Annotated in this window: 18 protein-coding genes and 2 pseudogenes; 15 read left to right on the forward strand and 5 right to left on the reverse strand. The window is 40.0% G+C overall.

The window, feature by feature from the left end; all coding sequences use genetic code 11:
• Positions 1-416 precede the first annotated feature (416 nt).
• From LQ216_RS05715 to LQ216_RS05730, 4 genes are read left to right on the forward strand one after another with little or no spacing between them, the layout of a single operon-like run.
• Positions 417-3,485 (forward strand): anti-phage-associated DUF499 domain-containing protein, encoded by a 3,069-nt coding sequence (locus LQ216_RS05715; RefSeq protein ID WP_230127616.1) that lies wholly within the window; start codon positions 417-419, stop codon positions 3,483-3,485.
• Positions 3,482-4,072, forward strand: a complete 591-nt coding sequence (locus tag LQ216_RS05720; RefSeq protein WP_230127619.1) for an anti-phage-associated DUF3780 domain-containing protein — start codon at positions 3,482-3,484, stop codon at positions 4,070-4,072. Before LQ216_RS05715 ends, LQ216_RS05720 begins: the two co-directional genes overlap by 4 nt.
• Complete coding sequence (locus LQ216_RS05725; protein ID WP_230127622.1) at positions 4,072-6,903, forward strand: anti-phage-associated DUF1156 domain-containing protein; 2,832 nt, start codon at positions 4,072-4,074, stop codon at positions 6,901-6,903. Before LQ216_RS05720 ends, LQ216_RS05725 begins: the two co-directional genes overlap by 1 nt.
• Before the next feature lie 3 nt (positions 6,904-6,906).
• Entirely contained in the window at positions 6,907-9,624 is a 2,718-nt protein-coding gene (locus LQ216_RS05730; RefSeq protein ID WP_230127625.1) for a phospholipase D-like domain-containing anti-phage protein, read from the forward strand.
• Positions 9,625-9,866: 242 nt separating this feature from the next.
• On the opposite strand, the pseudogene LQ216_RS20470 reads toward LQ216_RS05730, so the two are convergent.
• Positions 9,867-9,959 (reverse strand): annotated as a pseudogene (locus LQ216_RS20470) (hypothetical protein); the annotation flags it as partial.
• A gap of 143 nt (positions 9,960-10,102) precedes the next feature.
• On the opposite strand from LQ216_RS20470, the gene LQ216_RS05735 reads away from it, so the two are divergent.
• Positions 10,103-10,948: an abortive infection family protein gene (locus LQ216_RS05735; RefSeq protein WP_230127628.1), complete on the forward strand. Its 846-nt coding sequence runs from the start codon at positions 10,103-10,105 to the stop codon at positions 10,946-10,948.
• A 191-nt stretch (positions 10,949-11,139) separates the two neighbouring features.
• Here the strand turns inward: LQ216_RS05735 and rluF are convergent, their stop codons facing one another.
• Positions 11,140-11,847: a 23S rRNA pseudouridine(2604) synthase RluF gene (gene rluF, locus LQ216_RS05740; RefSeq protein WP_230128232.1), complete on the reverse strand. Its 708-nt coding sequence runs from the start codon at positions 11,845-11,847 to the stop codon at positions 11,140-11,142.
• Positions 11,848-12,291: 444 nt separating this feature from the next.
• Here rluF and LQ216_RS05745 point away from each other — a divergent pair, with 444 nt between their 5' ends.
• The 5 genes from LQ216_RS05745 (at position 12,292) to LQ216_RS05765 (ending at position 16,251) form a co-directional block, all read left to right on the forward strand.
• Positions 12,292-12,612, forward strand: a complete 321-nt coding sequence (locus LQ216_RS05745; protein ID WP_230127631.1) for a hypothetical protein — start codon at positions 12,292-12,294, stop codon at positions 12,610-12,612.
• A 232-nt stretch (positions 12,613-12,844) separates the two neighbouring features.
• Positions 12,845-13,894, forward strand: coding sequence for an LLM class flavin-dependent oxidoreductase (locus LQ216_RS05750; protein WP_230127633.1), 1,050 nt, complete (start codon positions 12,845-12,847; stop codon positions 13,892-13,894).
• Between the two features lie 296 nt (positions 13,895-14,190).
• On the forward strand, positions 14,191-14,862 hold the full coding sequence (locus tag LQ216_RS05755) for a YdeI/OmpD-associated family protein (RefSeq protein WP_230127637.1): 672 nt from the start codon (positions 14,191-14,193) through the stop codon (positions 14,860-14,862).
• Positions 14,863-14,994: 132 nt separating this feature from the next.
• Positions 14,995-15,186, forward strand: a complete 192-nt coding sequence (locus LQ216_RS05760; protein WP_230127639.1) for a hypothetical protein — start codon at positions 14,995-14,997, stop codon at positions 15,184-15,186.
• Between the two features lie 222 nt (positions 15,187-15,408).
• Entirely contained in the window at positions 15,409-16,251 is an 843-nt protein-coding gene (locus LQ216_RS05765; RefSeq protein ID WP_230127642.1) for a neutral zinc metallopeptidase, read from the forward strand.
• A 115-nt stretch (positions 16,252-16,366) separates the two neighbouring features.
• Here the strand turns inward: LQ216_RS05765 and LQ216_RS05770 are convergent, their stop codons facing one another.
• Positions 16,367-17,617 (reverse strand): polysaccharide deacetylase family protein, encoded by a 1,251-nt coding sequence (locus tag LQ216_RS05770; RefSeq protein WP_230127646.1) that lies wholly within the window; start codon positions 17,615-17,617, stop codon positions 16,367-16,369.
• 45 nt (positions 17,618-17,662) lie between these two features.
• On the reverse strand, positions 17,663-18,418 hold the full coding sequence (locus LQ216_RS05775) for a hypothetical protein (protein ID WP_354958610.1): 756 nt from the start codon (positions 18,416-18,418) through the stop codon (positions 17,663-17,665).
• A 419-nt stretch (positions 18,419-18,837) separates the two neighbouring features.
• Here LQ216_RS05775 and LQ216_RS05780 point away from each other — a divergent pair.
• The 4 genes and pseudogenes from LQ216_RS05780 to LQ216_RS05795 form a co-directional block, all read left to right on the forward strand.
• Positions 18,838-19,257 (forward strand): annotated as a pseudogene (locus tag LQ216_RS05780) (L,D-transpeptidase); the annotation flags it as partial.
• A gap of 72 nt (positions 19,258-19,329) precedes the next feature.
• The gene (locus LQ216_RS05785) at positions 19,330-20,223 is read left to right on the forward strand and encodes a triple tyrosine motif-containing protein (RefSeq protein WP_290369237.1); all 894 of its coding nucleotides are present in this window, start codon (positions 19,330-19,332) and stop codon (positions 20,221-20,223) included.
• A gap of 165 nt (positions 20,224-20,388) precedes the next feature.
• Entirely contained in the window at positions 20,389-20,850 is a 462-nt protein-coding gene (locus tag LQ216_RS05790; protein WP_230127652.1) for an SRPBCC family protein, read from the forward strand.
• A gap of 45 nt (positions 20,851-20,895) precedes the next feature.
• Positions 20,896-21,234 (forward strand): MGMT family protein, encoded by a 339-nt coding sequence (locus tag LQ216_RS05795; protein WP_230127654.1) that lies wholly within the window; start codon positions 20,896-20,898, stop codon positions 21,232-21,234.
• A gap of 344 nt (positions 21,235-21,578) precedes the next feature.
• Here LQ216_RS05795 and LQ216_RS05800 read toward each other — a convergent pair whose 3' ends face one another.
• Positions 21,579-21,824, reverse strand: a complete 246-nt coding sequence (locus LQ216_RS05800; RefSeq protein WP_230127657.1) for a hypothetical protein — start codon at positions 21,822-21,824, stop codon at positions 21,579-21,581.
• A 196-nt stretch (positions 21,825-22,020) separates the two neighbouring features.
• On the opposite strand from LQ216_RS05800, the gene LQ216_RS05805 reads away from it, so the two are divergent.
• A complete protein-coding gene (locus LQ216_RS05805; RefSeq protein WP_230127659.1) occupies positions 22,021-22,773 on the forward strand; it encodes a class I SAM-dependent methyltransferase in 753 nt (250 codons plus the stop codon).
• Positions 22,774-22,799: the final 26 nt, after the last annotated feature.

Raw genomic sequence — 22,799 nt, forward strand, 5'->3', positions numbered from 1 at the left:
AGGTAAAAATAGTAGTCAAATTAGGTCAATAAAAGAGAAAAAAGAGAAGCTTATTTTGGAATTGTTTTTATGAATCTTAAGCACTATTAAAATTCGACACTATCCTCCATTCTTATTGGAAAAACGGAAGATAAATCATTCTTTAAAGGATTACAATGAAACACAAACAGGTGCAGAACATTATATTCCTCGACTTATAAAAGAAAGCTCAAAATGAAATCTAATCAGCATATAACCAAAGGCTAAAACAAAGAGAAAGAGTCGAAAATGAACGATTTCCAGAAAAAATCCAACGAATACAAGAGCAACGCTATGCAATACCACTTCAAAGCGATAAAATATACTATATAAATATAAAAGTGGAAAAATAAAATCTCCACTTATTTGCTGGGGTATGAAAAGGGGAGGAACATAGAATGAAAACAATCAAATCGGCATGTCAATTACAACCTAAGGCCCTTGATATAAATGTTGGTGATCAGATTGAACAACTAGACCAGATTATTCATGAAACCAATGGGCAAGAATACTTTAAGAAAACTTTTATAACAGATGGAATGAAGACTCTTCTTTCTAAAGGTATGGCTCGTCTCGCCGGAAAGTCAAACGATACCGTATTCCATCTTAAACAAGCTATGGGTGGAGGTAAAACTCACTTGATGGTGGGATTTGGACTACTGGCAAAAGATTCGACCCTTAGAGAGATACAAATAGGTTCCATGCCATATCAGTCAAATTTTGATACGGCAAAGATAGCTGCTTTTAATGGACGTAACAACCCTCACACTTATTTCTGGGGAGAAATTGCTCGTCAATTAGGGAAAGAGAGTGTCTTCAGAGAATATTGGGAATCCGGTGCAAAGGCTCCGGATGAACAGTCATGGGTAAATCTATTTGATGGTGAAGAACCTATTCTAATCCTCTTGGATGAGATGCCACCATATTTTCATTATTACAGCACTCAGGTTTTAGGGCATGGAACGATTGCAGACGTAATTACCAGAGCATTTTCCAATATGCTGACTGCAGCTCAAAAAAAGAAAAATGTCTGTATTGTTGTGTCTGACTTGGAGGCAGCCTACGATACTGGTGGGAAACTTATCCAACGTGCACTTGATGATGCTACACAGGAGCTGGGGCGTGCGGAAGTTTCTATCACTCCGGTTAATCTAGAATCTAATGAAATCTATGAAATACTTCGCAAACGTCTCTTTCTTTCTTTGCCAGATAAAAAAGAGATAGCAGAACTTGCCTCAGTCTATGCGTCAAGGCTTGCAGAAGCAGCAAGGGCAAAAACAGTTGAAAGAAGCGCTGAGGCTTTGTCTAACGATATTGAATCAACCTATCCCTTCCATCCAAGCTTCAAGAGTATTATTGCCCTTTTTAAGAATAATGAAAAGTTCAAACAAACACGTGGTTTAATGGAATTAGTTTCACGTCTTTTGAAATCAGTATGGGAAAGCAAAGAAGATGTGTATTTGATTGGTGCTCAGCATTTTGATCTTTCCCTCCACGATGTTCGTGAAAAGTTGACCGAAATCTCCGAAATGCGAGATGTAATTGCAAGAGACCTCTGGGATTCAACTTACAGCGCTCATGCGCAGGTTATTGACATCGATAGAGGGAATGATTATGCAAGACAGGTTGGAACCCTTTTGTTGACAGCCAGTCTTTCAACTGCTGTCAATTCTGTAAGAGGACTTACTGAAAGTGAAATGTTTGAATGCTTGATTGACCCTATTCGCCAAGGAAGTGATTACAGGGCTGCATTCAGTGAATTTCAAAAGTCCGCCTGGTATTTACATCAGACACAGGAAGGACGTAACTATTTTAGTCGTCAGGAAAATTTAACGAAAAAGCTCCAAGGGTATGCGGATAAAGCACCACAAAACAAGGTGGATGAACTAATACGTCATCGACTTGAAGAAATGTACAAACCAGTAACCAAAGAAGCGTATGAAAAAGTGTTACCTCTCCCTGAAATGGATGAAGCAAAGGCTGTTCTTAAGACTGGACGAGCACTTCTGGTTATCAGTCCAGACGGGAAGACCCCACCTGGTGTAGTTTCCAAATTTTTTAAGGAAATGGTTAACAAAAATAATGTACTGGTTTTGACTGGAGACAAGTCATCTATTGCCAGTATCGAAAAAGCCGCTCGCCATGTCTATGCAGTAACAAAAGCGGATATTGAAATTTTAGATTCACACCCGCAGCGAAAAGAACTAGATGAAAAGAAAGCTCAATATGAACAGGATTTTCAAATCACCGTTCTTTCTGTCTTCGATAAACTTCTCTTTCCGGGAAACAATCGAGGAGAAGATGTGCTTCGACCGAAAGCACTCGACAGTACGTATCCATCAAATGAACCTTACAATGGTGAACGGCAGGTTGTGAAAACGCTAACTTCTGATCCTATTAAATTGTATACCCAGGTTACTGAAAACTTCGATGCCCTTCGCGCCAGAGCAGAATCGTTGCTTTTCGGTCCTCTGGAGGAGGTGCGGAAGACTGACTTGATGGACAAAATGAAGCAGAAGACTCAGATGCCATGGCTTCCAAACAGAGGATTTGACCAGCTCGCTATTGAAGCGTACCAGCGTGGTGTATGGGAAGATTTGGGGAATGGATACATCACGAAAACACCTAAAACCAAAACAACTGAAGTCATTTTTAGCGAAGACACTTCTCCAGATGATTCAGGTACAGTGCGTTTGAAAATTGATGTAGTGAATGCAGGTAAAAGTCCACGAATCTACTATGCAGAAGACGGTGATGTTTCCGAAAGTAGCCCGGTAATGAAAGAAAATACATTGGTAACCAAAGCGCTTCGTGTTCAGTTCCTGGCCGTGGATCCTACTGGGAAAAACCTGACTGGCGCTCCTAAAACATGGGAAAATCGTCTGACACTGCGAAATAGATTTAACGAAGCTTCCCGAACAGTAGAGTTGTTTGTCGCACCGAGAGGTTCTATTAAGTATACCTTGGATGGGTCAGAAGCCCGAAACGGAATAGATTATACAGGCCCCATTCAATTAGGATATGAAGAAACGACTGTTTATGTCTTTGCCGAGTCTGACGGTATTGAAGATAAGCGGAACTTTACCTTTGCCAAGTCAGGCTCCACGGAAGTTCCCATTATTAAAGAAGCGCCAGCTATTTTAGTCAGCCAGTCACCTAAACGTTTGGATAGTTCCACGAAAACGTATGAAGGGTTGAAGGTCGCTAAGGAGAAAAACATAGAATTTGAGCAGGTTATGTTGATGGTGGGATCTGCACCAAAGGCAATCAATCTTTCCCTTGGTGAAATAAAAATCAGTGCTGAGTTTATTGAAAAGGAGTTGAAAAATCTCCAAACTCTCCTTAATCCGGATGCACCTGTTATTATGACATTTAAAAAAGCCTTTACACCTACCGGTTATGATTTAGAGCAATTTTCCAAGCAACTCGGTATTGAAATAGGCAATGGAGAGGTAGAACAAAAATGAGTAGAACTACAGATTTTGGAGCGCCAACAGAATTCGGTATACATCATTATTACGTGGAAATTCCAGCATCTCCACGGGATGCTATCGGTATTTTTGAAGATTTCGGTTTTGACGGCGATGAAGCTCGCCGTGAAACGGTTGAATGTAGACTAGTTTTGGCTCGTGAACTTTGGACTAAGATTCGAGATGACGCCAGACGAGATTTTAATGAACGGTTGAAAAAGAATAAGCAAAGCACTGGCAGTTGGACAACCGGAAAAGTAAAACTGGACCGATTTCTCGGAAGAGAATTATGCGTCCTAGGCTGGGCAGCGGAGCATGCCTCCCCTGAAGAATGCCTTGTAATAAGCCAAAAGTGGCTGGCATTGCGGCCCGAAGAGCGCTGGTGGCTTTACAGTAAAACTGCATCGGAGGCCGGGCTTGACAATCAGTCCGATCGAGGCTGGCGTAAGGCACTCTACTGTGCCTTGTCTGACGGAACTAACATAAAGCTGGAACTTAAGAAAAACACCAAGACAAAAAATAAGAAACAAGAACAACAAGAGGCACCGTCTCTATTTGATTTTATAGAAAAAGGGGATATCTGATGTCACTAGCACCTTTTGAATGGAAAGACAAACCGGCACTGATTGAATATCTGTTCCCGGTTCAGAAATTATCAGCTGAAAGTTTTAAAGAACAGATGCCAAGTGCTGCAAAAACGCTTGCTACAATGGGCAGCTATTGGAAAGGGAGAAAACCACTTATACTTAATAAAGCCTGTATACTAGGAACATTGCTCCCTGTTACAGAGGATCGGCTTAGAGATTTGGAAATCTTTGAACTCCTGATGGCAATGGACCCTCAGTCTATGCAGAAGAGGATTGAAGAGAAACTGCCTGTCTCAAAAAGAGGTTCCGTGGGTGAATTTCTGGTTCTTCCATACAATGAGCAGGTGAGAAATGCCAAACGTCCTGAGGAGATGAATAACTCACTTTACTCCCATATATGGTCTAAGGTGAACACTCATCTGGGAACATCCGCTACTTCATTCCCAGAGTTGGTTGAACAGATGGGTATTGCCCGGTTCGGCCGTCGCCCAAAAGTGGCAGATACCTTTTCTGGCTCTGGTCAAATTCCTTTTGAAGCTGCTCGGTTAGGCTGTGACGTTTATGCAACTGACTTGAATCCTATTGCCTCTATGCTTACCTGGGGAGGGGTAAATGTAGTTGGAGCAGAGAAGAAAATTCAATCAGAAATCGATTTAAAACAGAAAAAAATAATTGATAACGTACTTAGTGATGTTAATCAACTTGAAATAGAAACAGACGGAGAAGGTTGGACTGCGAAAGTTTATCTTTATTGTGTAGAAATAAAATGTCCAGAAACGGGCTGGAAAGTACCATTATTGCCAACACAAATCATATCAAAAGGATTCAAAGTATATCTCACCTTAAGACCAAATACAGAATTAATGATGTATGATATTGACGTTGTTTATGCAAAAAGTGATGCGGAGTTAGAAAATTACAAGACCGGTACTATTCAAGGAGGGGAAGTAGTTCACTCTCCAGATGGAATAACTCAATATCGTGTGAATATTAAGACGATCCGGGGCGATTACAAAGACGGCAAAGAAAATAAGAACCGTTTACGATTGTGGAGTAAAACCGATTTCACGCCAAGTCCTGATGATATCTTTCAGGAACGTCTCTATTGTGTTCAATGGATGAGAAGGAAACCAAAGGGAACACAATTTGATTATGAATTCCGTCCCGTAACCAAAGAAGATCTGAGACGAGAAGAAAAAGTTATCGATTATGTGAGAAGACATTTATACGAGTGGCAGGAAAAGGGATATATCCCGGATATGGTTATTGAAAAAGGATATAACACTGACCAACCAATTCGCGAACGCGGCTGGACGCACTGGCATCATCTATTTAATCCAAGGCAACTTCTGACGTTAGGGCTACTCTCTAAAAGAATTGATGCTCATACTGCTTTTGGGTTCCTACAACTCACCCAATATAACAGCAGGCTTTGTAGATGGAACCCTGTCGGTGGTGGAGGTGGTTGTGTAATTAATGTGTTCGATAATCAAGCATTAAATACACTCTATAATTATGCTACGAGAAGTATGGCAAATTCAACAGGGCAGTTTAATCAAAAATATCAAAATTACCCTCTTTCATCTATTGTTACTGTAAACAATCACCCTGCACAAGATCTTGAAGTTACTAACGATATCTACGTAACTGACCCGCCTTATGGTGATGCTGTAAAATATGAAGAAATCACCGAGTTCTTTATTGCTTGGCTGCGAAAGAATCCTCCTAAGGAATTTGCGCACTGGACCTGGGACAGTCGTCGTTCTTTATCTATTAAAGGTGAGGATGAGGGCTTCCGCCAAGGCATGGTGGCCGCCTACCGTAAGATGACTCAAAAAATGCCAGAAAACGGAATTCAGGTATTGATGTTTACCCATCAAAGTGGGGCTATCTGGGCAGACATGGCAAATATTATCTGGGCGAGCGGCTTGCAAGTGACGGCGGCTTGGTATGTGGTAACGGAAACTGATTCAGCTTTGCGTCAGGGAGCAAATGTTAAGGGAACCATTATCTTAATTCTCCGCAAGCGACGCCAGGAGCTAGAAACATTCCGTGATGATTTGGGTTGGGAAATAGAAGAAGCAGTGAAAGAACAGGTGGAATCGTTGATGGGACTTGATAAAAGTGTACGAGCTCAAGGTTCCGAAGGGCTCTACACTGATGCTGACTTGCAAATGGCGGGCTATGCAGCTGCGCTGAAAGTCTTGACAGCCTACTCCCGCATTGACGGTAAGGACATGGTGACAGAGGCAGAAGCCCCTCGCCAAAAAGGTAAAAAGACCTTCGTTGATGAACTCATCGAATTTGCAGTCCAGACCGCCGTCCAGTTTCTAGTCCCTGTGGGATTTGAAAAAGGAGATTGGCAGAAACTGCAGGCTGTAGAACGATTTTACCTTAAAATGGCTGAGATGGAGCATCAGGGTGCCAAGACACTAGATAACTACCAGAACTTTGCCAAAGCCTTTAAAGTCTATCACTATGACCAGTTGATGAGCAACAGTTCCAAAGCCAATTCTGCACGATTAAAGCTATCTATTGAGTTCAAAGGTGCAATGATGTCCGGAGAATCTGAAATTACGGGGACACCTCTGCGAGCCTTACTCTACGCTCTCTTTGAACTCTCCAAAGGGGTGGAAGTGGATGATGTGTTGCTGCACTTGATGGAAAACTGCCCCAACTATCTACCCAACAAATCATTGTTGGCCAAAATGGCGGAATACCTTGCAGAAAAACGGGGTGGTACTTTAGGCACGAACAACTTTAAACCTGACGAGGAAGCGAGCTGCGCACGCGTACTCGCGGAATCCATAAGAAATCAGAGGTTATAAGGTATGACGTTAAAGCGTTTTTCTTCTCGAACAGAAAGATTGGATACTGAGTTTTTGGCTAAAACTCTGAAAGGTGCTTCAAAGTATTTCCGTATTGCGGGCTATTTCAGAAGTTCTATATTTGAGTTGGTTGGAGAGGAAATCTCTAAAATTCCTGAAGTAAAGATTATTTGTAATTCGGAACTGGATTTGGCAGACTTTCATGTGGCCACTGGTAGGAATTCAGCCCTTAAGGAACGCTGGAATGAAGTGGATATAGAAGCAGAAGCGCTCTTAAAAAAGGAACGTTATCAGCTCCTAGATCAGTTATTACAGTCTGGAAATGTGGAAATTCGCGTTGTACCAAGGGAGCGCCTGTTTCTACACGGCAAGGCTGGATCTATACACTATCCAGATGGCGGCCGGAAGTCGTTTATTGGATCTGTTAACGAGTCGAAAAGTGCTTTTTCCCACAACTATGAACTTATATGGCAGGATGACGATGAGGAAAGCGCTGATTGGGTAGAGAATGAGTTCTGGGCCTTGTGGAACGATGGTATCCCTCTACCGGAAGCCATTTTGGCAGAGATTAGTCGTGTGGCTAATCGTAGGGAGGTCACGGTAGAAGTATTGAAACCTGAAGAGGTTCCAGCTGCAGCCATGGCGGAATCTCCAATTTACCGGGGAGGAGAACAATTGCAGCCATGGCAACGTTCCTTTGTAACCATGTTTCTAGAACACCGGGAAACCTATGGCAAAGCCCGCTTACTCTTGGCCGACGAGGTCGGGGTTGGTAAAACATTATCAATGGCGACCAGCGCTCTAGTGAGCGCTCTTCTTGAAGATGGACCGGTTCTTATCCTTGCTCCGTCCACGTTAACAATTCAATGGCAAATTGAGATGATGGATAAGCTGGGGATTCCCGTAGCTGTATGGTCTTCTCAAAAAAAGGTGTGGATTGGTGTAGAAGGTCAGATTTTATCACCACGTGGAGACGCAACCTCTATAAAAAAGTGTCCATACAAAATTGCCATTATTTCAACTGGATTGATTATGCACCAGCGGGATAAATCTGAATTTATCAAAGAAGCAGGAATGCTCCTTAAAAAACGATATGGAACAGTCATCCTGGATGAGGCGCACAAAGCACGATTAAGAGGCGGACTTGGTAATAAAGCATCTGGACCAAACAATCTTCTTGCATTTATGCAGCAAATTGGAAAGCGTACTCGGCATATAATATTGGGTACTGCGACTCCCATCCAGACGGACGTCAGGGAACTTTGGGACCTCTTAGGAATCCTAAATAGCGGGGCAGAGTTTGTTCTTGGGGATTCATTATCACCTTGGCGAGATCATGAGCAAGCCATTCCACTTGTGACTGGAAAAAGTCAAATCACTTCCGAGCAAGAGGCATGGCGATGGTTAAGCAATCCACTACCACCGGCAAATGAACATCATATTGTCCAACAGATTCGTGATTATTTGTCAATTGACTCCCAGTCTTTCTTTTGCGGACATCGGTTTGAAGACTTGGACTACATGATTAAGAACATGTGGCTTTCTCAATGTCTGGATCTGAAATTCTTCAAAGAAAATAATCCGGTCTTACGCCATACGGTTTTAAGAAAGAGAAAGCAGCTTGAAGACGATGGTCTGTTAGAAAAAGTGGGGGTTAATACACACCCGCTAAGCCGAAACCTTGCCCAGTATCAGTCTCGTTTTGTTGGCTTGGGGATTCCAACCAATACACCCTTTCAGGTTGCGTATGAAAAAGCAGAAGAGTTTAGCCAGCTACTTCAATCTAGAACCAAAGCTGGCGGTTTTATGAAATCGTTAATGCTACAGCGTATTTGTTCAAGTTTCGCATCCGGTTTAAAAACTGCACAGAAGATGCTAAAGCACTCTATTTCAAACGAGGATGAGGACCGCATTGAAGAAGTAGAACACATACTTTCTGAAATGACTTCCGCAGAAGTCACCTGCCTCAAAGAAATAGAAAGACAGCTTTCACGACCTGAAGCGGTAGATTCTAAACTTAATACATTGAAGTGGTTCTTAACTGAATTTAGGACTGATGGGAAAACGTGGCTTGAGCACGGCTGTATTATTTTCAGCCAATATTATGACACTGCCGAATGGATTGCCAAGGAACTGGCTAAATCTATTAAAGGTGAAGTTGTGGCAGTTTACGCTGGTGTTGGAAAAAGTGGGCTTTTTCGAGATATGCAGTTTAATAATGTTGAACGTGAAGTTATCAAAGCTTCTGTTAGAACCCGTGAGATTAGGCTTGTAGTAGCAACTGATGCAGCTTGCGAAGGGTTGAACCTTCAAACCTTAGGCACCTTGATTAACATTGACCTCCCTTGGAACCCGTCCCGGCTTGAACAGCGATTGGGTAGAATTAAACGGTTTGGCCAATCTCGTAAGTTTGTTGATATGCTCAATCTTGTCTACAGTGAAACTCAAGATGAGAAAGTGTACAACGTATTGTCAGAACGCCTGCGTGGCACCTATGACATTTTCGGCAGCCTCCCTGACACAATTGATGACGATTGGATAAATGACGAAGTAGAGCTTAAAGACCGAATGAATGAATACATTCACGAAAGGAAAAAGGCTCAGGATGCTTTTACTGTGAAGTATCGTGGGACCATAGATCCTGAAGCACAATTATGGGAACGATGTGCGTCTGTTTTATCTCGTAGTGACATTGTAAGAAAACTTAGCGAGCCTTGGTAATAAGAACCTCACCCGCACATCCTATGCTTCGGCGATGGGGTTGAGGGATACCTTATGAGATTGAAAGATGGCATGTTTTTGGGTTGGCTTACTAAGAATCTTACAAATGCAAATTGATAAAAGTAATATTAGATTAATAATATATATATTATAGAAATGATGCCTATGCTGATAGGCAATCCTCATGAGAGGCAGGAACATAGAGGATCACAAAAAAGAACCCACTTAGAACTAAGTGGGTTCTAGCTTTTACAATTCCTAATTACAAATTCTTCTATCGATGTTCGGGGAATTCTGCAAGATCTCCCGACTCTAAATCCTTTTATTTCTCCACTGTTAAGCCAGTTAAGTGTAGCCTATCCAAACTATTTTTTTATTGGGTTGGAGGTGTTTTTTTGGTTTTGTAATGCAGATAGGAAACAATATATGGAACGGTTTGTAGTAAAATTAGATTAAAAGTTAAAGAAGGTGAAAAGTTGTGTCAGAACTAACTGGAATAGATAGAATAAAACTAGAAAATATACTAGGAATGGGCGGCGGTTATGTTCTCGATTTTTCAAATCGGACATTTCAAGATTTTATTCTTGAGCATGTTAATAGAGATATCTATGAGGATAAGTACGCATTTAAAGGTGATTCTAAAGCAAACAGACTTCGAGCCTTTTGGATTATAGAAACAAATTACATTGTTTCAAAACTTACTTCTGCCTTATTAGAATATTGGAACTTGAATAATCAGCTTAGAGAAATAATCTTAGATCAGAAAGAGCAGGTTTTATTTAAAGATTGTTTACAAATAGCAGAAAGGTTAAAACAAAGTTCGGTTTCTGAACATTTAGAGGATATTTTACAACCAGCTTCTGATGATTCCGACTTTGAACTTCTAACTAATACAATTAGAGATAATATAGAACAAAATCAACCACAGGTAGCTTTAGATAGACTACATACATATGCAGTGAAATTTATTCGGAATCTGTGTGATAAGTATGGAATTGAATCTGACAGAGATAAACCTTTACAAAGTATTTTTGGTGAATATGTAAAATTTTTAAGAAGTAATGATCTATTTGAATCAGAAATGACTGAAAGAATTCTAAAATCTTCTATTTCTATTTTGGATGCCTTCAATGGCGTTAGAAATAATCAAAGCTTTGCACATGATAACAAGGTTTTAAATTATGATGAGAGTATGCTTATTTTTAAAAATGTAACAAGTACAATAGCGTTCATAGATTCACTAGAACGAAGAAGGAATATGGATGCAAATGATAAAAATGATGATAAATCAGCGAATATCGATTGGGATGACTTGCCATTCTAAAAGATTAATATGTTAAAGGTTTACCGTTTGATTTGTCACGGTGAACCTTATCATAAGTAAATGAGGTAACTAACGAAAATTCTAAAAGTAAAAGTTTATTAAAAAGTTTTGAGCTGCACTGTGCCACTCAGAATCCTAAATAAAAATAAGAATGAACCAAAACAGTTTATATGTTTTGACTCATCCTACTTTTACCATTCCTTTGGTTCGTAGTTTAGATCTGCGAATAGTCGATTGCGTTCTTTCTTTGTTAAGTCTCTCCATTGTCCAACGGGTAGATTGTTCAAATGAATATTCATGATTCGAGTTCGCTGAAGTCTATAAACTTCGTATCCAAGCGCTGTACACATACGGCGAATTTGACGATTTAAACCTTGGGTCAATGTGATTTGAAAAACAAACTTTGATAGCTGTATAACTTCACAAGGAAGCGTTTTTGTATCAAGAATTTTTACTCCTTCTGCCATCTGCTTCAAGAATGAAGGTGTGATTGGTTTATCTACTGAAACGATATATTCTTTTTCATGCTTATTTTCGGCACGCAAAATTTCGTTTACAATATCTCCATCATTCGTAAGGAGAATCAAACCTTCTGAATCTTTATCAAGTCGCCCAATATGATGAATACGCAATGGGTGATTGACTAAATCAATAATATTACCTTTTACCTTTTTTTCCGTCGTGCTAGTAATGCCCACGGGTTTATTTAAGGCGATATAAACATTGTTTCTTGCAACCCTAATAGGGTCTCCACTTACTCGCACATCATCCCCGGGCTTTACCTGGCTACCTATTTTTGCAATGGAACCGTTTATCGTTACTCTTCCATCACTAATTAGTTTATCTGCTCCGCGCCTAGATGTTTTTCCAGACTCGCTAATATATTTATTAATTCGCAGGTAAATCCCACCCTTATAGAATATTTAAGACAATCCAATTAACACTTTGTTTTTAAGCAACAAAGATGAAGATGATTGTTATCAGCCTCTTTAACACGTAAAAAATATGACGTGATAGGGGCAGACGTCTGTTTTTAATTACTACTTCTCTTACAATACAATATATAAATACTTGCTGGCAATATCTCTGAAATCACTTATCCCAAGGGAGTCAGTAAATTGCAAAAATGTAGAATAGATTGGAATGAATGCGTTCTAGATTTTTAAGACTTATCAAGACCTCATTTAAATTAGTAACGGTGAGCCTTATCATAAGTAAATGAGCCATGGAGACAGGGTTGGGGTACAATTAACACAGAAGTAATATGCAATAAACCAAAGCTTTTGGGAAAATAACAAAAAAAGAATGTGGAAAAAGTTAAATTGTTATAGGGGGCTAAATGGATGAAGACGTTTGAATTAAAATCGGGAACTACAGTTATGGTTGATGAGAGTAAAATGGTCATAGAAAGAACAGGCGGAAAAAGTGCGATGAAAGGATTGTTTGCAGGAAGAGCGATGGGTCAGATGACAATTAAAACGTCAGCAATAACAGGAGTGATTTTTTTTGCGGATTATTTAATTATTTGTGCATCTGGGCTCCCTACTCCCAACGATTTTAAGTTATCGAGCGTTGCAGAGATTAAACAGTATCCGAATTGCATTGTCGCAAAAGAGCAAGAATTAGAAGAACTCTATCAATACATAAATGGATTTATTAAATGAAAATAGATAAAGCACATCAATGGGTAAAGTTGATGTGCTTTTTTAAGTATATTTCGCTGATAAAGTCCAGAATCCACCACAGATTAGGAATTTAATACATTCCTTCAATTCGTTCGTAATGAAAAAATCTCGACTTTGAGGTATATTAAAGTGAAATAATATAAGTAGAAAGAAAGAACAGAAAAATCCGCTCTTCTTTACAAAATTATCACAAATCCAGGAGGGATTGTTAATGGAGATAGGAATCAGCACGTTTGTAGAAACAACACCTGATGTTAAAACGAGGGAAGTAATCAGTCATGCACAACGATTGCGTGAAGTCGTTGAGGAAATTGTGCTTGCCGATCAAGTAGGATTGGATGTATTTGGGGTAGGGGAGCATCATCGTCAAGATTATGCAGCATCGTCTCCAGCCGTTGTGTTGGCTGCTGCGGCATCACAGACAAAGCGTATTCGGCTGACAAGTGCGGTCACTGTACTTTCTTCTGCAGATCCGGTACGGGTGTTCCAGGATTTTGCTACGCTTGACGGCATCTCGAATGGACGTGCGGAGATCATGGCAGGCCGTGGTTCTTTCATCGAATCCTTTCCGCTATTTGGCTATGATTTAAGAGACTATGATGAGCTTTTTGAGGAGAAGCTGGACTTGCTGCTGACATTACAAAAGTCCGAAGTCGTGTCCTGGTCCGGCAAACATCGCCCTGCCATTAACAATCTTGGTGTGTATCCTCGTCCGGTGCAAGATCCTTTGCCTGTATGGATCGGGAGCGGGGGCAATAGTGAATCGGTCATCCGCGCAGGACTGTTGGGGCTGCCGCTTGTTCTGGCAATCATAGGAGGAAGTCCAGTCCAGTTCGCTCCACTTGTCCAGCTTTATAAACAAGCGGCGGCTCAGGCTGGTCATGACGTTTCCAAATTACCGGTTGCGTCCCATTCACATGGATTCATCGCAGAGGATGACGAGACAGCAGTAAATAAATTTTTCCCTCCCACCCAACAAGCCATGAATGTGATTGGAAGGGAGCGGGGCTGGGGGCATTATGACCGGGCAGCATTCGATGCGGCACGAAGCTTTGAAGGTGCATTGTATGCGGGGGATCCGGAAACCGTGGCCCAAAAGATCATTCACCTTCGAAAGAAGGTAGGCATCACACGATTTATGCTTCACGTACCGGTTGGTACCATGCCACATGCGGATGTAATGAAAGCAATCGAGCTGTTGGGGAAAAGAGTGGCCCCTATCGTTCGGGACGAAATCGCCAAATGGGAAGCCATGCAGTAAACCAAGCAACTACTACTGAACAATCTTTGCCAGTGAGAATGTCTTGTTTACCATAAACTCTATGCACCTATGCAAAAGCACGGTTAATTGGGTTATAGAATAGTTGTCCAAATTAACCCTCATTTAGATACATTACGAGGAACCGTATTACAAATAAAAAAGGTATTTTGAAAAAATAAGTAACATCAAATAACTTGAGCTGCAAACTTGCAGCAAATTGAAAACTCAAAAAGTTGCTAACGAAAAAGGAAACTTTTACATTGAAGAAGCAATAGAATAAATTCAATAGGTGGATAATGATGGCTAAAACTATAGTAGAAAAACTAAACTTAAAAAAATATAAAAAAGTTGCGGTATTGCATTTGCCAGAGGGTGAAAATTATTTAGCAGAGTTAGCAGATTATGATACAAAGCTAACAGATAGTACATACGATCTTATCTTTGCTTTTGTATTGGATATGGAGGCTTTAAAAGGCCTCGTTAACAAAGTTATCGAGAAAAATTATCTAAATAAAAGCGGCTATATCTTTTTGGCTTATCCAAAAAAGGGGAATAAAGTATATCCAACGTATATTCATCGTGATGCTTTGTTAGATGGGTTAGGTGCAGATGAAAATGGTTATGTTAGGACAAGTAACATTAAATTTGCACGTATGGTAGGATTAGATGACGTCTTTACGGTTGTAGGTCTAAAAGAAGATTCTCGAAGCCGTAATCACACTTCGATAGCGGCAAGTCAATCCGTAGATGATTATATAGAGATGATTCCAGATGTGGAAAAAGATTTACAACATACTCCCAATTTACTTGCTTTTTATCAATCACTTACTCCAGGATACCGCAAAGATTGGGCTCGTTATATTTATAGTGCAAAACAAGATGCTACTAAAGAAAAGAGGCGCGAGGAAATGAAAATGATTCTTGGTGCGGGTTACAAGAGTCGGGATCTATATCAGAGAGATAAATAATATATAAATCCTCTTAAAATGATAGAAGGTTAATTTCTTCTTACACTAAGCGTACAATCACCGATGTTTTATTTAATCGTAAATGACAATGATTAATGAAATGTATGGAATCCGAAAGGAGTTAAATATCTCTTGAAGTACATAAAATCGCAAATGAAACAGTTGGTTAAAGACAATAATGAACTGCAAAAGCGTTTAAAAGAGTTGATGGACGAACACGATCTTGAGAAAAACTTTGCCCTGAAGGCATTGTACCATTCAGAAGTTGCTGAAGGTGGGAAGTATCAGTTAGCATATCAAGCACTTGACTTGCCCCAAGGGTAGGTCATTTTTTTGTTAATTCGCACTAAGTCTATGGGGCGAAAAAAATAACAACCTCACTTAGATTCAATTACCGAGAACCTAATCTTAATTTTTTGGAAAAAACAAGAAGGACTGGCCCTAATTCTAAAATTATTCATCTCAGTTTAAATAAATCTTCCAATCCTGGGTATAACACTAATGATATAAATACATTTCAGTAGTCAATTTCAGGGGAGGAATATTATGAAATGGAGAGGGCGAAGAGGAAGCTCTAACGTAGAAGACCGAAGAGGCGTGGGAGGTAAAACGCTTGTTGGAGGGGGACTCGGCGGTATAGTCATTATCATTATCGTGGCCCTGCTTGGCGGAAATCCGGGAGACCTTTTGAATAACCTGGGAACTACGGGTTCAGACAATCCCGCACCTTATGAGGAAACCGAACAGGACAAGGAGCACTCGGAATTTGTTTCTGTCGTCCTTGCAGACACAGAGGAAGTTTGGACAGAAATTTTCAAGGAGGAAGGCCTGGTCTATGAAGAACCGACCCTAGTATTGTATACAGACAGCGTCCAGTCTGCCTGCGGGGAAGCCGGTTCGTCGGTGGGACCATTTTATTGCCCGGGAGACCAGAAGCTCTACATTGACCTGAGTTTCTATGATGAGCTCCAACAAAAGTTTCAAGCTCCTGGGGACTTTGCGATGGCTTATGTGATTGCTCATGAAGTGGGACACCATGTGCAGACACTTCTGGGAACGACTGACAAGCTTGCGACTCAGCGCCAGAAACTCAGTCAAACGGAGTACAATAAATATCAAGTCCGCTTTGAATTGCAAGCCGACTATTTGGCCGGCGTTTGGGCCCACCACGCTCAGGGAATGGATGTAGTTGAAGAGGGAGATCTTGAAGAAGCCATAAATGCAGCGAGTGCTGTCGGAGATGACACGATCCAAAAAAAGGCTCAGGGATATGTTGTGCCTGAGAGCTTCACGCATGGAACTTCCGAGCAGAGGAAGCGTTGGTTTAATAAAGGATTCCAATCCGGCACGATAGAAGGCGGAGATACCTTTAACGCAAGGAATCTATAGAGGCAGGCAAAGAGCGGGTTATTATGATATGGAATCAACCCATAATGATCTGTTCGCGGTTTATAAAGCTTAGAAAATGCAAAAACCCATTCGCTACCTCATTGGCGAATGGGTTTTACTGTAAATTCACGATCTCCAAATCTCGTTCCTGCATATATTCAATAATTCTTGGCAGTGCATCAATCACCTCTTGGGATTCATGCAAAAGGATAATAGACCCGGATGCTTTGGAGCTTTCTACATAATCAAAAATCACATCGGAATCATGGCCTTTCCAATCTTCCGTGTCCTTATTCCAGAGGACCATCTTATTATCGTGTTTCTCCATTAATTCGACTGTTTGATCATTATTAGCGCCGTATGGTGGTCTAAAAAGCAGCACAGGTTCATCGATAAGGCCTTCGATTAACTGATTAATTTGTGTCAGTTCATTTTGCTGTTCTTCATAAGGAATCTCCGCGAAATTTGTATGGGTCATCGAATGACTGCCAATCGAGTAACCGTTCGAATTAACATACTGAACATGATCAGGAAATTTCTTTACATTAAAGCCGGCGAAGAAGAAGGTGCCTCCAACTTCATATTTCTTTAAAACATCAACGATTTCCTTTGTGTATTTGGTAGGCCCATCATCAAAGGTAAGAGCAACAGTGCCTTCTGGAATGTTATAATTTACAGACTGATCAAGTGTTACGGTCGGAATGCTATCATTAGCAGGTTGATTTAGTGTTACAGCAGGAGTGCCGGTTTCAGCTTGTTCCCTGGTGGTTACACTTTCTATATCTTTCTCTTTCTGTTTCACACTGGCTTGTTCAGTTACATCTTTCAACGATGATTTTTGAGCAAGAGCTATTTCGTCTTTATTTGAGTGGACTGAATACCCTAACAGGATAGTGGATATGACACTGATCATGATGACGGCAGCCCAGGCAAGTTTAGGGTTATAACGGAAAGTAACAGGCTTTTTCTCTTGCACCTGTTCCGGTTCATCAGCCGGCTGATCCACAGGCAAGAAAGGTAAAGCATGAATCTCATTGATGGACTCGATGCTTTTAATGAAATTTAAGCCTTCTACATATTTCTCTGAACAGGAAAAATAGATTTTTTCACTTCGATCGCGGTGGGTTTTCGTAAAAAAACTTATATATTCCAGTTTGGCTGAGTCCCAGGATCCATGTAAGGATAATCTGTATCTATAGTGATCCTCTAATACAGCCATGGACTCCAGACTTTCCGCTGTATGATCATCGATTTCCCATAATAACTCAACTTCTTGTCCAAATGATAATCTGACTCGCAAAAAAGACTGCTCAGATTCTCTTTCAATCGATAATAGTTCAAGCAATTTTCCAAAGTAGACTGGCATGATCGGGCGCCCTCCTTTCCTCATTAGTTAAATGCTGCGGCCGGTTTATTCAGCTGGTGTGTTGGAACCATTCGCCTTTGGATTAAAAGAAAAAGACATCCGTTCTGTAAAATCATTAATGGTCTCCATTAACTGGGTTTTCTCATCAAGGATTTTTTCATATTGCTCAGCGTATCTCTGATTCTCTACTTCCAGATCTCTGATTCTCTCATCAAGATTTTTGACTTTTAACATGCTTTGATATTGGGCGTTCGTAGATTCTTCATTTAGTTTGTTATATTTCTGAATCTCTTTTTCAAGCTGGTTTGAAATCTTTTCATATTCAAAGTTTGAAGCGTTTTGATGATCTTTATAATCTTCAAGAAGCTGATCATAGCTCATTTGCTTGTTTGTCAGCTTGCTTTCCAACCCGCTGATTTCTTTGTTCTTTTCCTGAACCAGCTGGTCTTTTTTCACTTGTTCGTGCTTTAAGCGGCTAATGATTTCATTCGCTGTATATAATTGGTCTTCAAGCCCTTTATTTTTATATAGAACTAACTGCCGGTCCTTTAGCATATTTTCTAAAGAAACAATCATATCCAGCGAGATTTTGTCCTGGTTGTCCTTAGTAAATAACGGCTTATTACCAGAATTGTCCGATGGCACAGCTTCACTCACAGGATTAATAGTCTCTTCATCTATAAAAAAAGGATCTTCCACTGCCTCTGTGAACTCTTGCTCTTCTTTACTATTTTGATTGGGTTCATTTTGGTTAGAAAGAACCGTCTTAAACCAACCCTTTGATTTATTCTTTTCTTCCATGGTCAAATTTTTCATCTCCTTCTAAATTAAAGCTTCACAAAATGGTACAAAGGGAAAAAATAACCCCTGTTACCGTTTATTTTCCAATAATTATGACAAAATGCGTCAAAAATCCTATTATTATACTACTCTTATTGTATATTTCTGTAGAATATTGTCAACAGTCAAGATAGTTATATTACTTATGAAGGGCAAAAAAATAAGAATAATAGATAAATTAGACTAGATAGAAAAGAAAACAGTCGAAACTTTTCTTAGAGTTGCCTCCACATTATTACAAAATGTTTAAATATTTAATGCTACTGTAATATTTACATTAACTTATTGGGGAGATAACGATGAAGAAATTTGCGGCAATTTTAATTGTGTTATTCAGTTTCTTTTTCTTTTCAGGTCAAACAGAAGCAAAGGGCGAAGGCCAGCTCATCATCATTAACAAAGCGAACAATAAACTGGCCTATTACAATGAAGGCAAGTTAGTCAAAACATTTAAAGTCGCTACAGGCAGAAAAAGATCGTATACACCGGAAGGCAAATTTAAAATAGTCACAAAGATTGTAAACCGTCCGTATTACAAGGAGAATATTCCAGGCGGCCATCCCCGCAATCCTTTAGGTGATCGGTGGATGGGGATAAACGCTAGAGGCACCTACGGGACAACCTATGCGATCCATGGAAACAATAATCCAAGTTCAATTGGTACATATGCAAGTTCGGGATGTATCAGAATGTACGATAATGATGTCCGTTGGCTGTATAGCCAAGTCAAGAATAATACGCCGGTCATCATTACCCATTCGAGTCAAAGCTTTGATGCCATTGCTGCTTCTAATGGGTATGTCCCAAAAAGCAAAATTGGGAAAGTAACAGTTAGCAAGCCAAGTCCGCAATTAAAAAATACAATACTTACTATAAATGCCGGCGCTTCTACAGGGTATTCTCCATCGTTTAACTATTCCGTTTATGACGGCAAAAAATGGTCAACTATCAAAAATTATTCTGCGAGTAAATCGGTTCAGTGGAAGCCGACAAAGCCGGGTACATATAAGCTAAAGGTTGAAGTGAAAAGCAAGCATTCAAAAAATACATTCGATGATCAGAAAATTATCAATTATAACATCTATGAAGCAGCTTCAATGAAATCAGTGAAAACGGATAAGGCAAGTCCGCAGCTAAAGAACACGAATATTTCCGTTTCGGCCATTTCGAATAACAATGCGAATAATCTGTTCCAATATTCTTATTCTACTGACGGAAAAAAATGGACTACAATAAAAAAATACTCTTCAGCGGCAAAGGTAAACTGGAAGCCTGCTGCACCAGGTCAATATAAAATCAAAGTCCAGGTTAAACATAAATGGTCTAAGAAAGTCTTTGATCATGAACAAACGATTTCTTATAATATTTACGACGAAGCAGTATTAACATCATTCACGACAGATAAAGATAAAGAAAGTACGCAACCTGTACACACGGATATTACCTTTTTTGCTAATTCGACCAACAATGCCAATAACCTGTTTGAGTATTCTTATTCTACTGACGGGGGGGAAAAGTGGACGACAATAAAAAATTATTCGACGTCGACAGAGATAAACTGGAAACCTGATACACCAGGAAAATATAAAATCAGGGTCCAGATTAAACACAAGCTGTCCAATAAAATACAAGGTACGCTAGATATCGATTTCAACATCCTTTCTCTTGCAGAGCTAACTGGGGATACTTCTGTAACCGGACGGCTGGAGAGAAACGCGCAGGTTGAAATCACGGCAAACGGGACAGAGGAGGACGGAACTGGTTGATAGAACCGCAGTTTATTAATAATAATTCAAAAGAAGGGACAGCTTTTGCTGTCTCTTTCTTCTTGATTATCATTCCCATATTCCCGGAAGAGGAAAAATGTTCTATAATATTAGAACAGGTGTTTCTGCATTATTAGATAATATCTATGTAAGGGAGAATCCTATATGAAACAGTGGACGAAATATATTGAAATACAGGCTCCAATTGAACAAGTTTGGGAGCTCTTTAATAATGATGCCCAAATGCAAAAAATCATGCCACAAGTCGTGGAGAACAAGCCGGTTAAAATAACGGAGGAAGTGGTCGGAAGTATCTACCGCCAAAAATATAAAGAAGGAAAGCGCATCGAGGAGTATGATGTCCAAACGTTAGAATACGAAGATTTTCCAGACCATAAGAAATTGAAAGTCGGTTTTACACTTGCGAATATGTTTGAGATAACGGCTTTCTATGAATTAAATAAAATCAATGAAAATACAACTTTTTTTAGATATACAGCAACTAACCGCGCCTTGAAATGGTTCGTGAAGTTATTCTTACTGTTTGCAAACGATAAGATGGTGGTGGAATTTGTAAAAAAAGTAAAAAGTGTTGCTGAATCTGAAAGTAATAAGCAGGTACAATAATGGTAGACTGTGAAAAGTAAAAAGAAGTGAAAGAAAAGGAAGTTTATGACACCATTTACTGAAAGAGTAATCGAGATCATTAAAGAGATACCTGAAGGAAAAGTAATGACTTACGGACAAGTTGCCAAATTAGCAGGAAGCCCCCGTGGTGCCAGGCAGGTCGTCAGAATTCTTCATTCAATGAGCAAGAAGCATAAGCTCCCCTGGCATAGGGTCATCAATGCTAAAGGGGTAATCGCTGTTAAAGATTACGAGTCGAAATCTTTACAAAAGTTGTTTCTTGAGGGGGAAGGAATCGAATTTATAAGGGATAACGTGATAGATCTAAAGCAATACCAATTTCGTCCCGAGCCTGATGATCTTTTTTTTGATAGGCTCTGTTAAATTCCATTGTTGATTTTCAAATGGTCATGGAATCTACTCGCTTTCCGCGGACGAACTGGCAAGCCTCCTCACTCGTACCTCGCTGCGGGGTCTTGCCAGCCCGTTTTTCCGCAGGACGTTGATTCATCATCCTTGAATAGACACCGCACGAGAAAATGCGTATGCATTTTCGAGGAGTCTCGCAGATTCCCTTCCCAAAAACAACATTATCGTTTAACAGAGCCTTTTGATAAATAAAGGCCGTCGAGGATTCTCGACAGCCTTTATATTTTTGCCCCCAGGGACTATCTCTTTATATAATTCTGCTCATATCTAGATGCTTATGTTCCGTATTACCTTTTTTATCACCATAAAACTCCGATTACCGCAATGGCTGCAATGGCTGCAATGGCAACTCCTGCACCTCCATAGCCCCAGCCACCATAACCAAATCCCCCATAGTTGCGTTTTCCTCCAATTGGGCGAAGATACACTCTGTTGTGACTAACCCGATCAATAATCCCACGGTGTTTACGGCCGTCATGGGTTCTAATTTCTACAGCTCTTCCGACGTGTCGGCAACACATATCGTAATGGCGCGATATAGACAATATTACACCTCCAATATATCTACGAATTCCTATCTCTAACAGGTTATGTCCAAAGGTGCTTGTTTGCATGGTTAAATACACAAGGCGAAAGCGGAAAAACTGAGGGAGTTGATAAATTAGCGAATGAAGTATCGTTATTCGGGGCTTTATCATAAACTAAACCATCTTATAAATTAAACCAAAGGGAGTAGATATCGTGAGTGTTTCTTATCAAGATGCTTTGGCACATTACGGAATAGATGGGGCGCATCCGGGCGGAATCGCGCTTACTAAAAAAATATTGGAAAATGAGAAAATCACCCGCCATTCGAAAGTTCTTGATGCAGGGTGTGGGACTGGGCAAACGTCAGCTTATTTAACAAAGACATTTTCATGTGATGTCTTTTCCATTGATAAGCACCCCGCAATGTTTAAAGCAGCAACTGAGAGATTTAAAGACGAAAATCTTTCAATAAAAGCTCTTAAAGGAGATTTGGAAAATTTACCTTTTCCGAAAGATTCTTTTGACTTTATCATTGCGGAATCCTCTACATCTTTTGCCACTATACCTAAAGCATTATCTGAATATTGCCGGGTACTAAAACCAAGTGGCGTGTTATTGAATATCGACATGACTGCTGAACAAAAATTAAACAGCGATGAAAAAAAGGAACTTATGGAATTTTATAAAATGCAGGATATTCTAACTGAGAAACAATGGATTAAAACGATTAAGAATGCAGGGTTTAAAACAGTGGAGGCACTTCATTCTAATACAGTCTTGCAAGAGTTAGAAGAGTATCCAGTTGAGGAGAAAGACTATGCTAATACTGTGAATCCTAAAAACTTTGATCGGAAAATGGACGATGCTATCCAGAACCATCATCGGCTACTGATTTCTTATAGAGAAAAATTAGGATATCGGGTATATAAGGCAAAGAAAATGGACTTTTTATCGTACCCTTCATAAGGATAAATAAAAAACTCCTTCTCCAG

It is taken from the genome of Bacillus sp. CECT 9360 (genome assembly GCF_918741275.1).
Lineage (GTDB): Bacteria > Bacillota > Bacilli > Bacillales > DSM-1321 > Peribacillus.

Excerpts from the sequence above, each read along its gene's own strand:
- LQ216_RS05715 (WP_230127616.1), top strand. The coding sequence starts at position 417 with ATGAAAACAATCAAATCGGCATGTCAATTACAACCTAAGGCCCTTGAT.
- LQ216_RS05720 (WP_230127619.1), top strand. The coding sequence starts at position 3,482 with ATGAGTAGAACTACAGATTTTGGAGCGCCAACAGAATTCGGTATACAT.
- LQ216_RS05725 (WP_230127622.1), top strand. The coding sequence starts at position 4,072 with ATGTCACTAGCACCTTTTGAATGGAAAGACAAACCGGCACTGATTGAA.
- LQ216_RS05730 (WP_230127625.1), top strand. The coding sequence starts at position 6,907 with ATGACGTTAAAGCGTTTTTCTTCTCGAACAGAAAGATTGGATACTGAG.
- LQ216_RS05745 (WP_230127631.1), top strand. The coding sequence starts at position 12,292 with ATGAAGACGTTTGAATTAAAATCGGGAACTACAGTTATGGTTGATGAG.
- LQ216_RS05750 (WP_230127633.1), top strand. The coding sequence starts at position 12,845 with ATGGAGATAGGAATCAGCACGTTTGTAGAAACAACACCTGATGTTAAA.
- LQ216_RS05755 (WP_230127637.1), top strand. The coding sequence starts at position 14,191 with ATGATGGCTAAAACTATAGTAGAAAAACTAAACTTAAAAAAATATAAA.
- LQ216_RS05765 (WP_230127642.1), top strand. The coding sequence starts at position 15,409 with ATGAAATGGAGAGGGCGAAGAGGAAGCTCTAACGTAGAAGACCGAAGA.
- LQ216_RS05770 (WP_230127646.1), bottom strand. The coding sequence starts at position 17,617 with ATGCCAGTCTACTTTGGAAAATTGCTTGAACTATTATCGATTGAAAGA.
- LQ216_RS05775 (WP_354958610.1), bottom strand. The coding sequence starts at position 18,418 with ATGGAAGAAAAGAATAAATCAAAGGGTTGGTTTAAGACGGTTCTTTCT.
- LQ216_RS05790 (WP_230127652.1), top strand. The coding sequence starts at position 20,389 with ATGAAACAGTGGACGAAATATATTGAAATACAGGCTCCAATTGAACAA.
- LQ216_RS05795 (WP_230127654.1), top strand. The coding sequence starts at position 20,896 with ATGACACCATTTACTGAAAGAGTAATCGAGATCATTAAAGAGATACCT.